The sequence below is a fragment of the Prochlorococcus sp. MIT 1303 genome (assembly GCF_001631965.1).
GTDB classification, from domain to species: domain Bacteria; phylum Cyanobacteriota; class Cyanobacteriia; order PCC-6307; family Cyanobiaceae; genus Prochlorococcus; species Prochlorococcus marinus_D.
On the sequence record NZ_LVHK01000044.1, the window covers coordinates 131,152 to 143,734 of the forward strand.

The 12,583-nt window shown below is 46.6% G+C and carries 9 protein-coding genes; 3 read left to right on the plus strand and 6 right to left on the minus strand.

What is annotated here, in order from left to right; genetic code table 11:
* The first annotated feature begins 38 nt into the window (after positions 1-38).
* The 3 genes from queG (at position 39) to PMIT1303_RS09855 (ending at position 4,483) form a co-directional block, all read left to right on the plus strand.
* Positions 39-1,013: a tRNA epoxyqueuosine(34) reductase QueG gene (gene queG / locus PMIT1303_RS09845; protein WP_063398564.1), complete on the plus strand. Its 975-nt coding sequence runs from the start codon at positions 39-41 to the stop codon at positions 1,011-1,013.
* Positions 1,014-1,022: 9 nt separating this feature from the next.
* Entirely contained in the window at positions 1,023-1,916 is an 894-nt protein-coding gene (locus PMIT1303_RS09850; RefSeq protein WP_063398565.1) for a hypothetical protein, read from the plus strand.
* Between the two features lie 77 nt (positions 1,917-1,993).
* On the plus strand, positions 1,994-4,483 hold the full coding sequence (locus tag PMIT1303_RS09855; RefSeq protein WP_063398566.1) for a DNA topoisomerase (ATP-hydrolyzing) subunit A: 2,490 nt from the start codon (positions 1,994-1,996) through the stop codon (positions 4,481-4,483).
* Positions 4,484-4,518: 35 nt separating this feature from the next.
* Here the strand turns inward: PMIT1303_RS09855 and purF are convergent, their stop codons facing one another.
* The 6 genes from purF to PMIT1303_RS09885 all read right to left on the minus strand — a co-directional run bounded on the left by purF (position 4,519) and on the right by PMIT1303_RS09885 (position 12,570).
* On the minus strand, positions 4,519-5,976 hold the full coding sequence (gene purF / locus PMIT1303_RS09860) for an amidophosphoribosyltransferase (RefSeq protein ID WP_011824694.1): 1,458 nt from the start codon (positions 5,974-5,976) through the stop codon (positions 4,519-4,521).
* Between the two features lie 59 nt (positions 5,977-6,035).
* The gene (gene purL / locus PMIT1303_RS09865) at positions 6,036-8,420 is read right to left on the minus strand and encodes a phosphoribosylformylglycinamidine synthase subunit PurL (RefSeq protein ID WP_063398567.1); all 2,385 of its coding nucleotides are present in this window, start codon (positions 8,418-8,420) and stop codon (positions 6,036-6,038) included.
* A gap of 57 nt (positions 8,421-8,477) precedes the next feature.
* Entirely contained in the window at positions 8,478-9,254 is a 777-nt protein-coding gene (locus PMIT1303_RS09870; protein WP_063398568.1) for a hypothetical protein, read from the minus strand.
* Between the two features lie 3 nt (positions 9,255-9,257).
* Positions 9,258-10,424: a DNA polymerase III subunit beta gene (gene dnaN, locus PMIT1303_RS09875; RefSeq protein ID WP_063398569.1), complete on the minus strand. Its 1,167-nt coding sequence runs from the start codon at positions 10,422-10,424 to the stop codon at positions 9,258-9,260.
* Between the two features lie 409 nt (positions 10,425-10,833).
* Positions 10,834-11,892, minus strand: a complete 1,059-nt coding sequence (gene thrC, locus PMIT1303_RS09880; protein ID WP_063398570.1) for a threonine synthase — start codon at positions 11,890-11,892, stop codon at positions 10,834-10,836.
* A gap of 90 nt (positions 11,893-11,982) precedes the next feature.
* A complete protein-coding gene (locus tag PMIT1303_RS09885) occupies positions 11,983-12,570 on the minus strand; it encodes an alpha/beta hydrolase (RefSeq protein WP_063398571.1) in 588 nt (195 codons plus the stop codon).
* Positions 12,571-12,583 lie beyond the last annotated feature (13 nt).

Genomic DNA, 12,583 nt, shown 5'->3' on the forward strand with positions numbered 1-12,583 from the left:
CAAGGCACGATGCCAAAAGGTAATCAAGTGTACGGTTGATGGTTGTGAAAATCTGCGCCAACCAAGATCAACTCAGCCATGAGCTCAAAGAGCAAGCAAAAAAACAAGGTTTTGATCCTGTAGGAATTGCCAGGTTCCCGGGTAGTGACCGACTCCAACTTCGCTCCGCTGCTCTACAGCGCTGGCTAAAAGCTGGTCATCAGGCCGACATGGCATGGATGGCCTCATCGCAAAGGCAACAGGCGGACCAACTACTCGAAGGGATGACAAGCCTGCTGGCGGTAGGTCTGAACTACTTCGTCAATGTACAAAGAGTTCCAGGCAAATTATTAGTTGCTCGCTATGCATGGGGACGGGACTATCACCGAGTGATCAAGCAAAGGCTCCGAAGAGTAGGTCGCTGGCTTGAACAACAGCGACCTAACTGCCGCTGGAAAATCTGCGTAGATACCGCTCCATTACTCGACAAAGCCTGGGCAGAAGAGGCCGGTCTCGGTTGGATCGGCAAGCACAGCAACCTGATCAATACCCAGCGAGGTTCATGGATGGTGCTGGGTCATCTTCTTTGCACCGAACCACTCACCCCAGACCAACCCGCCCAGTCCCTGTGCGGCAAATGCCAATCCTGTCTAGAGATGTGTCCCACCGAAGCCATCACCGAACCCTTTGTGATCGATTCACGTCGATGCCTGGCATACCACACAATCGAAAACCGGAACCCTGACTTACCAGAAAACATTGTGAGGTCCTTGGGGGATTGGGTCGCCGGATGTGACATCTGTCAAGACGTCTGCCCATGGAATCAACAATCTCTTCCCCATAGCAATGATCCTGATGTACAGCCTCGTGATTGGTTACTCAAGCTGACGCACAATCAGGCCCTCTCATGGAGCGATACAACTTGGAGTGAACAGTTACGCGGATCTGCTCTGAAAAGAATCAAACCATGGATGTGGCGTCGCAATGCAGCCTCAACGCAAACCAACAAACCTCCTACGCTGCAAAAGAACTAAATCCATGGAATGAAACTGAACCAGCTGCGATATAAACCGCTTAACGGCTGGCTCAGAGGAGCTGTTCTAGGGCTCATCACCACAATTGTGGCAACACCTCCTACTCATGCCCTCATTCCCTACGTCTACGAGCCAAGTCCTCTTGAATTAAAAGGAGCCAGCCTCGGCATTGGACGCACAGCCGCCCAATTGCTGCAACTGGGTCAACCAAAAGAGGCCGCGCTATTGGCAGCACTTGCTGTCCGACTGCAACCAGAAGATGAGCGTCTCTGGTCAATTTTTGCAGAAGCCCAACTACGCAGCGATCAACTTGATGCTGCAAGCCATTCTCTAGCGCGAGCAAAACAACTCAACCCCAAGAAAGCAGGCCTTTGGTTCGCTGAAGCTTCCCTTGCCCTGCGCGATAACCGGCCTGCAGACGCCGTGAGCCTCCTCATCCAAGGTCTAGAACTCGACCCAGACAATGCTGGTGCTTACTTTGATCTAGGCAACGCAAGAGTGATGCAAGCCAATCTTCAGATCGCTCTCGAGGCTTTTGAAAAAGCCTCCGGCTTAAAGCCAACATTCTGGGAAGCCGTTAATAACCAAGGAATCGTGTTGTTTGAAATGGGCAAAATCAAAGCTGCCATCAACCGCTGGCGGCGTGTACTACAAATCAAACGCAATGCTGAACCAATGCTTGCCCTTGCGGCTGCATTGAATCAAATCAACCCTGGCAGCACAGAAGCACTCGCACTTGCCAACCAAGCCCTCGCAGAAAATCCAAATTACGTCTTACCAAGACACCAGAAAGAGCAGCTCTGGGGAGAACGCCTTCGCCAAGCCACCAGTCATTTACTGACAAACCCAAATCTACGATCAGCCGTGGAACGAGCTGAAGCCAACGCTGATACAAACCAATAGGCACTGATCAACAGTGCTGGTATCCGCTAAGTAGATCTGTAGGCTGAGCGCTTTAAGCCCTCTAATCCCAAATCTGGATGGCCGAGGAGCGCCTTCAACCAATCGCGTTGCATCAAGAGATGCAACGCTCCTATCTCGAATACGCGATGAGCGTAATCGTAGGAAGAGCATTGCCCGATGCCCGGGATGGCCTCAAGCCAGTTCAGAGGCGCATCCTATTTGCAATGCACGAGCTAGGCCTGACGCCAGATCGTCCCTATAGAAAATGCGCCCGTGTTGTTGGAGATGTCCTAGGGAAATATCACCCTCATGGCGATCAAGCCGTTTACGACGCACTCGTTCGACTCGTTCAGAACTTTTCAAGCCGTTTCCCAGTGTTGGATGGACACGGCAACTTCGGCTCCGTTGATGACGATCCGCCTGCGGCCATGCGTTACACAGAAACGCGTCTGGCTTCAATCGCCCATATGGCGTTGTTGGATGAAATCGGTGAGGAAACAGTTGATTTTACTGCGAATTTTGATGGCTCCCAACAGGAACCCTCAGTACTGCCAGCCCAACTTCCCTTCCTACTACTAAATGGTTGTTCGGGAATCGCCGTGGGTATGGCGACCAGCATTCCACCCCACAACCTTGGCGAAGTGGTCGATGGATTGATTGCCCTGATACGCAAGCCCGATCTCAGTGACGACAAATTACTTGGTCTAATTCCTGGCCCAGACTTTCCAACTGGTGGAGAGATCCTGCTGGGCACTGGCATCCATGAGACCTACCTCAAAGGACGCGGCAGCATCCCAATGCGTGGCGTGGCCCATGTCGAAGAAATACAACCTGGAAAGGGTAGGCACCGCCGAAATGCTGTTGTCGTCACTGAATTGCCCTATCAACTCAGCAAAGCTGGCTGGATCGAAAAACTGGCAGATCTTGTTAACAATGGAAAAATCGGTGGCATTGCCGATATTCGCGACGAAAGCGACCGAGAAGGAATGAGGATAGTGGTGGAACTGCGCCGAGATGCCAACCCAGAGAATGTTCTCGGCGATCTGCATCGACGCACCTCCCTACAAAGCAATTTCGGTGCAATTCTTCTGGCTCTTGTTAACGGCCAACCACAACAACTTTCGCTGAGAAAATTGCTACAAACCTTTCTCGAGTACCGAGAACTCACAGTTATCCGAAGAACCAACCATGCCCTAGGAAAAACAAAAACTCGCCTGGAAGTGGTGGAAGGATTGATCACAGCATTGAACGCACTACAAGCTGTCATTGCAATGATCCAAGAGGCTGCAGATGCTGCTGCTGCAAGAGCCCGTCTGATGGTGCAATTAGATCTAAATGAAAAGCAAGCCGACGCTGTTTTGGCAATGCCACTACGACGACTTACGAGTCTGGAACAAAGCAGTTTGAGGCAAGAAGCCAAAGAACTGCAAGGCAAACAAGAACAACTTCAATTCCTTCTCGAAAATCGTGAAAGCATGCTGGAAGTACTCATTCAAGAACTTCGACAGCTCAAAAAGCGCTTTAACAACCCCCGCCGAACTCGCCTTGTGGAGGGTGGCGATGATCTGGTCGCTGAGCGAGCGGCAAACCAAAGACCGAATGCTGAAGTTCAACGACAACAAGCACTATCCGCCCTGCCAAGTGATGGACGAATACTCATCCAACAAGACAGCCAGGTCAAGGTAATGAGCCCACAAATCCTCGGTCGACTTCACCTCAACGAAGCCTGCAAACTCGGCGATGGAACCTCGCCAGCCAGATTGATCTTGCCAATTGAACCAGCCCCACGTCTACTTGCGGTGACAAACAATGGTCGAGTAGCTCTAGTCCGGTGGGAATTTGCAGGGCAACAACCCGGGTCGCTGGAACGCTTCCTACCAGGAGGATTAGAAAAAGAAACATTGATCAACATATTCCCCTTGCTCGTAGATCAAAACCTAAGCCTAGGTCTACTGAGCAGCGATGGACGCTTCAAACGATTACCCTTAGAAGAAGTAATGGAACTTTCCGGAAGAGCAGCAACCATTGTTAAATTAAAAGATGGTGTTGAATTAAAATCAGCATTCATTTGCAAAGCAAATGATGATGTCATTTTAGCAAGTAACATAGGAAGAGTAATCAGAATTAATGTTAATAACGACAGCATGCCATTGATGGGAAAATTAGCTCAGGGGCCTATGACAATGCGACTATTACCAGAAGAAATGGTCGTTGGAGCAATTTCTTGTCCACCAAACTGTGAAAGCACTGTATTACTTGTCACACGCCTAGGTAAATTCGCCAAGCTATTGGTCTCTTCGATAAGAGTCTGCCAGAGAGGAGATTTAGGCGAAATTGGGTTAACAATAAAAGATTCAAGCCGAGATCAAGATCGAGTCGTTGACATCTGTAATGGCAATAAGTTGGTCGGCCTAGTAAGTAGCCAAGGTCGCCATGGCCGTATCGAAGCTGGAGAACTGGAACTGACCATGCCTATCAAACCAAATCTAAACATTATGGAATTAAAAGACAACGAAGAAATTCAAAAACTCGTGCCACTAATCACGACTAATAATATTATAGATTAAGCATTTAACACTTAAGGCCTTGATAATCACCTTTATTAAGACAATTGTGTGCGTTCTATCCAATCAAGATATTCAGAAGTAACTGTCCCTGTAATATACTCTCCGGTAAAACAAGAAAGCTCAAGCTCAGAAACACCTGAACCTTCAACAATTGCTGCTTCTAGATCAGCAACCTCTTGATAGACCATGTGATCAGTGGAAAGTTCAGAAGAGATTTCAGGAATAGTGCGATTATAAGCAATCAGCTCATGCCGATTTGGCATATTTATGCCATAAACATGTGAATATCGCACTGGTGGTGCTGCAGAAGTAAACGTGACTTTATTCGCACCGGCAACTCGAGCCATTTGTACTATCTCCTTCGAAGTCGTGCCACGTACAATTGAATCATCCACAATTAAAACATTCTTACCTTTAAATTCTGTTCCCATAGCATTTAACTTTTGTCTAACAGATTTCTTACGTTGAGCTTGTCCAGGCATAATAAATGTACGGCCTACATAACGATTTTTAAAAAAGCCCTCTCGATATTCAATCCCAAGCTGTCTAGCCACTTGCATAGCAGCAGGCCGTGAAGAGTCAGGAATTGGCATCACAACATCTATATCGCCAGATGGCGTGTACTTTGCAATAGTTTCTGCAAGTCGATCCCCCATCCTTAATCGAGCCTCGTAAACCGAAATTCCACTCATCACTGAATCAGGTCGAGCAAGATAAACATACTCAAATGAACATGGCACAAGACGCGGATTCTTCGCACACTGACGTGAATAAAGCTCACCATTTTGAGTAATAAAAATAGCCTCTCCAGGATCAACATCCCTAACAATCTCATAATCACCATTCTCTAATACCAATGACTCACTAGCTACAATCCACTCATCAGCACCTTCTAAAGACTTACGTTTACCAAGGACCAATGGCCTAATCCCAAACGGATCGCGAAAGGCAAGAAGACCGTGCCCTGCAATCAAAGCAATAGATGTATAAGAACCTTCTACTCGTTGATGTACAGACGTTACAGCATCAAATACCTGATCAGGAGTAAGATCACTACCATAAATTTTCAATTGCAATTCAGTAGCTAGAACATTAAGCAACATCTCCGTATCACTCTTTGAATTTGTATGGCGACGATCAATATTGAACAAGTCGCGATCAAGCTCTCGAGTATTGGTAAGGTTACCGTTATGAATAAGAATGATTCCGTAAGGAGCATTCACATAAAATGGTTGTGCTTCTTCTTCCCGCTCAGCTGCACCCTTAGTTGCATATCTGACATGACCAAGACCAATATTACCGATTAAGGAACGCATATCACGTGTGCGATAGGCCTCCCGCACTTGCCCCCTTGCCTTATGCAAGTGAAAAACACTGCCATCCATGGTGGCTATGCCAGTAGAGTCCTGACCCCGGTGCTGTAGAAGCAGCAAGCTGTCATAAATCTGCTGATTGACCAGCGCAGTAGAAACAATGCCAACAATGCCGCACATGTGAAGCTCAACTCCTCAAATGCATAAGCCAAGGAAGACATTTTGCACCAAAGCTCAACTCAGACGCTTGAAGAGAGATCCAAGCCCATACGACGAGGGATTGCCTGCTCAAAGCACTCCCTCAGCTGATTCAAAGGAAGCTGAACCAAGCGATTGCCAGCCTGAGTGATCAGCAACTCCTCATCAGCCGTAACAACACCAAGGTACTGATCAAACACTGCGCCAGGGGATGCGGTCTTTGCCTGATTTAAAACCTTTTGCCAGGCAACAGCCTGCGTCGACGGAACACTCACCAAGATGCGTGAACCACCTTCCGCAAATAACAACCGATCCAATCGAGCATCGCTGGATGGTAACTCAAGATGTGCACCCAAGTTTGCAGCGATACAGCACTCAGCAACTGCAACTGCAAGACCTCCATCACTTAGATCATGAGCAGAGCGAACAAATCCCTCGGTAATAGAATTGCGTAGGAAAGATTGAACTAAACACTCGAATTTCAGATCAATCTCCGGAGGCCTACCAGTAACTAAACCATGAATACATTCAAGATAACTACTACCCGCAAGGCTAACGCGAGGATCAACCCCAACTGTTGTATCGATAGGCACGCCTAAAAGCCAAATCAAATCACCAGGCTCAAGCCAAGCCTGACCACAAACATTTGCAAGATCATGAACTAAGCCAACCATTCCAACAACTGGTGTTGGGTGAATAGGTTGTATTTCTCCATCAGCTAAGCGAGTCTCATTATATAGAGAAACATTTCCTCCAGTTACTGGTGTTGAAAAAGTCTTGCAAGCCTTAGAAAGACCACGACAAGCTAAAGCCAATTGCCAATACCCAGTAGGCGTTTCCGGAGAAGGAAAATTGAGATTATCTGTGACAGCCAAAGGCTCCGCACCAACACAACTAAGATTTCTGGCCGCTTCTGCTACAGCGGCCATAGCACCACGTTCTGGATCAAGAAAAACCCATCGATTAGGACAATCAACAACTGCCGCAACTCCCCGCTTTACCTCATCTACAGAGCCTTTACCTTGTTGTGGACGTAATCTCACAACAGCAGCATCAGAAACTCCTGGGGCTGAAACTGTATTGGCTTGAACCTGATGGTCATATTGACGATAAACCCAACGTTTTGAAGCAATCGTAGGGTCATCAAGTAACTTTAGAAGAATTTCATCCCATGAAAGATTACTACCAAAATGAGATTGTGAATTTAAATTGATCCCTTTTAAACCAACAACTGGTAATAGATTCTCCTGCCAGTCCCATTTGGCCTGAATCTCTAGCGGAGGATCACTCAATAATTCATGTCGATCAATTGGAGTGTCATCAGCTAATGCATTAGCAGGCACCTCAGCAACAACTTCTCCTTTTTGCAAAACACGAACCACCTTCTCTTCAAGAACGCAACCAACAATTGCTGCTTGCAACCCCCAACGGATAAATCTCTCCATCAAAGATTGCTCTTGTCCAGGCTTCACCACAAAAAGCATTCTCTCTTGAGATTCCGAAAGTAAAAACTCATATGGAGTCATCCCAAGCTCACGAGCAGGAACTCGATCAAGATCGAGTTCAATACCAAGACCACCCTTAGCAGCCATCTCCGAACAGCTACAAGTAAGACCAGCCGCACCCATATCCTGAGCAGCAACAACATCGCCACTCTTAAAAGCTTCAAGACAAGCTTCAATTAAACCTTTTTCCAAAAATGGATCACCAACCTGAACCGCAGGACGATCATCCAGAGAAGCTTTTGTGAGCTCTGCACTAGCAAAACTGGCACCACCCATACCATCACGACCAGTTGTACTACCGACATAAATCACCGGATAACCAACACCATGAGCCCCAGAACAAACAATCTCATCTGTTTCCATCAGCCCAAGAGCCATTGCATTAACTAACGGGTTGCCGGAATAACTGGAATCAAACGCCACCTCACCACCAACGGTAGGAACTCCCACGCAATTGCCGTAATGAGCAATACCTTCAACGACCCCCTCCATAAGACCAACATTACGTTCATCTTCAAGAGGTCCAAAACGTAAAGCATTAAGGAGCGCAATAGGCCTTGCACCCATAGTAAAAATATCTCTCAAGATTCCGCCAACACCTGTAGCAGCTCCTTGAAAAGGTTCCAATGCAGAAGGATGATTATGGCTTTCGATTTTGAAAGCCAAGCTCTGACCATCTCCTAAATCGACGACACCAGCATTTTCTCCAGGACCAACCAAAATCCGATGACCACTTGTAGGAAAGCTGCTGAGCAAAGGCCTTGAATTGCGATAACAGCAGTGTTCAGACCACATCACACCAAACATTCCCAGCTCAACTCGGTTAGGTGCACGTTGGAGACGACGACAAATCTCGTCGTAATCATGTGGTTTAAGACCTTCATGACGTAAAGCCGCAGCCACGTCATAGTCAACTGTCAAATCGGAGCCCTGACACACGAGATCTAACTCATCTCTTCCCAGTTTTGCTTATAAAGCTCAAACCCAAGGATCATCCTGACCATCGCCTCTACCGTCCGGACGGCGGCGGCGACGTAATTCTTCAGTTGATTGAGAAAAATTGTCAGTCTGTTGATCATCCCAACCTTCTAAGGGATCCATTTCAGCCATATCAGAAGACTTCCAAGAACGCTCAACTGGTTCATCCCAGGGAGGATCCTCCAACCAGCCTTCCAAACGATCACTGGCCCGGTCACCAATCTTGTGAAGTTGATCGCGCCAATGACGGGAACGCTTGATTAAACCCTGACGAACACTGGAATGAACCAAGGGAAGATCATCTAAACCACGCAAAGCAGTAGCAACCATTCCTGGTTGCTGATCAACAATGCGATCAGTTGTTAATCGCCATCGACTACTGCCTGGAAGCCGAGGATCACTGCGAGAGACCAAATAATGAAGGATTTTCCCTGTTGTGGGAATAAAAACAAAATCAGCCACCAAACCGAGGCGGTGCCCATCGCGATCCAACAAATCAGCATCTAACAAAGTCGGAAGACGCTCAAGCGTGATCTGATCAGAAACAGCCGGTTGCCCTTTAACAAAAACCTCTTGCTCATTAATCCCACGCGACTGATCCAACCGCCAAACATCCCTCGACACTCGAAGTGCTGATGGACGACTAACCCAACCAAGTAAACGATGAACAGGAGGATGCATCCAAGGCATTACACCAGGGCCGTGATCTAACCCCTGATCACAACGGACACGATGATGCAACAAATCACTCAATAAAATCTGATCAGGAAGATTCAAAGTTCAAGAACGAATTTGTACTGGCATCACCAAATATGTAAAACCAATATCATCATCCTTTGGCGAAATAATTGCAGGTGTAGTTGGAGCATTACAGCGCAGTACAATACGGTCACTATCCATCACCTTCAAACCATCTAGTACATAACGAACATTAAAAGCAATCTGAACAGCATCCCCATTAAATTCAGCCGATAGCGATTCAGAACCACTGCCTACATCCTGAGCATCAGCACTAATTTGTAAAATCTCAGAAGTATTGTCACCACTAACCTTTACAACATTGTTATGTTGATCAGCTAATACAGCTATTCGTTCTAAAGCTGCAATAAAAGCACGCCGATCAACATCGAAACTCCGAGCAAAACCATCAGGAATTAACTGACGATAGTTAGGATAGGTACCGTCTAATGTTCGACTAGTTACGACTTGATCAGCAGCTAAAAACACCACCTGACCTTTATCGCAAAACAAACTCACTTGATCATCACCACGCCATCCAGCGATCAAACGCTCTACTTCCCGCAGAGAGCGAGAAGGAAGCGTTACGGAAAAATTCTCACCTTCATCATCCATCTCAGATGAGACCGTAGTCTCAACAGCTAAGGCATCTGCCAAGCTTAAAACTGCAAGGCGGTGACCATCAGTTGCCGCTGCTTCCATCGCTTTACCATCAAAATGCAGATGAACTCCTGTTAGTAACTGTTTAGCTTCATCTGAACTGCTAGCAAAAAGAGTTCCTCGAAGAGCTTTCAAAAGAGCCATCGCATTAACCTTGACAGCCTTACCACTTTCAACAAGAGGTAATTCAGGAAAATCATCAGCAGACATGCCACGCATCTGATAACTCCCGCTTGAACTTTTGAGTTCAACCTGTTCACCAGCCTCATCAGTGGCCAAAGTGATAGGTGAATCACTTGAAAGCCTTGAAACAATTTCCCCTAATAGGCGCGCAGGCAAAGTAATCGCGCCACTCGATTCCACCGAGGCAGTCAATACCGTTTGAATACCAAGGCTCAGGTCAAAACCCGTGAGGCTCAGACGATCGGTGCCAGCATCAGCAGTGAGAAGGACGTTGGCTAGCACTGGATGAGTGGGTCGTGAAGCCACGGCTCTGCTAACGAGCTGTAGTGCTGTATTGAGTTCAGCCTGTGAACAAACCAGTTTCATTGAATCAATGTCACGACTAGAACAAGAACGCTGAAGAGGTCTCCCAGAATTTCACAAGCCAGCAAGAAGTGCAATGGCAGATCATTCTCATTCATAACCTCCCGTCTTTATTAATTAAATTATTAAAAGAAATTAAAAGAATCGTAGTAGTAGGGCTTGAGGAAATCGTGGAAAATTGTACAAATCCTTTATGGTGACTGGACTCTAATGGTTATAGACTTGTGGAAAGGATAGTTGGACATGTGGAGAGATGGTGTTCTTTCCACATTTTAATCAATTGGGGAAAAGGCTGAAGTTTTTAAATGGTTGGGTTTTGCGGCCTTTTCCCCAATTTTAATAATAATTTGAGCATGATTTCCACAGTCAGATTTTAGATGGTCTATTCGAGATGCTGGTGTTTGCTTGATCCTTAAAAACCCATGACATGAGCCACAGTGGTTAGATCTGGATTTACATCTGTATGAAATGTTGCATCGTTGTTATTGATGGCACAATCTGGATCTTTTAAACCGTTGCCAGTCAGGACACATACAACTGTTGCCCCTGAAGGGACTTCAGACGCACGTTTTAATAATCCTGCTACAGAAGCAGCACTTGCAGGTTCACAGAAAATCCCTTCCTCGCGACCAAGCAATTTGTAAGCTTCTAGAATTTTTTCATCTGAAACATCAAGAAAGGCTCCATTGCTGCTTGACTTTGCGGCAATGGCCTTTTCTTTGTTGACTGGGTTGCCTATTCTAATTGCCGTTGCAATTGTATTTGGATTGTTTACGGTTTTGTTGAAAACTAATGGAGCAGACCCACTTGCTTGGAATCCCATCATTTGTGGTAGAAGTTGACATTTTCCGGCTTGTTTGTATTCTTGAAAACCCATCCAATAAGCAGTGATGTTACCTGCATTACCCATTGGGATGCACAGCCATTCTGGGGCTTCTCCGAGAGCATCAACAATTTCAAAGGCTGCAGTTTTTTGACCTTGAAGCCGGTAGGGGTTAACGGAATTCACCAGAGTTACTGGGTATTTCAAGGCCATTTCTTGAACAATGTCGAGAGCACGATCAAAATTGCCTCGAATTGCTAGCACTTCAGCGCCATAAACTAAAGCTTGAGCTAACTTTCCTTGCGCTACATAACCGTCTGGAATTAATACAAAAGCACGCATACCAGCGCGTCTTGCATATGCAGCAGCAGCAGCAGATGTGTTGCCTGTACTGGCACATATCACTCCTTCACAATTAGCTTCTTTGGCCTTGCTGATCGCCATCGTCATGCCTCTGTCCTTAAAGGACCCTGTGGGGTTGAGGCCGTCGTATTTCACGTAGACTTTGACTCCCCTGCCAATCTGTTCAGCTATGGAGCTGACAGGGATCAATGGCGTCGCTCCTTCTTTGAGTGTCACGACAGGTGTGGTATCGCTTACCGGTAACCAGGATCTATACGCTTCTATTAGGCCAGGCCAATCCTGCATCACAGGGGTTGTGGAGATAGCTTCAGGGAGGTTTTGGCTGAGGGACACCAATACAGAGCAAGAGAGCAGTGTTTAGTTGGAATCTAAGCCTTAAGGCTTAGATTCCTTAAGGCCGTCTAGTGGCGAATCGGAAAAGAATTTCACTAGACCAGCGATTGACTCAGCTTTTTGCATGATTCCAAACAGAGCCGGTAGGTTTACTGTCATTGTTTCGTTGGGATAGGCTTTTAGAAAGTGGATGGCATTAAGACCGCCCTTCCCTATTTGCATGCCATTGATGACTCCAGCTCTGAATGCTGGAACGCTTACCGAAGGGTTTGGCACGTTGAGAGGGTAGATGATTTTGGATATGCGGTTGATGATTACGTTGCCAATGCGGGTGGTCATTAATCGACTGGTAAGCCCTATAGGAAGTTCTAGCTTTTTATTGAGGAGCTTTGAAACAGTTTCTGGGTTTTGTCGACTGAATTTCAGGGCATCTTTTAACAGGCCTCTGGCTTTTCCTGTTTTTGCTAGATATTCCAAATCTGACACTGAGATTGAGCGGCGGAAGGCACCACTGACTAAGGCCACTTCTTTGGCTGCTTCTGCTTTCGGCATCGTTGAAAACAGACTTAATCCCAAACTTAGGCAGAGAGCCATCAGAGATCGATAAGAATGTTTTTTGGATTGATTCATTAGTGAACCCTTT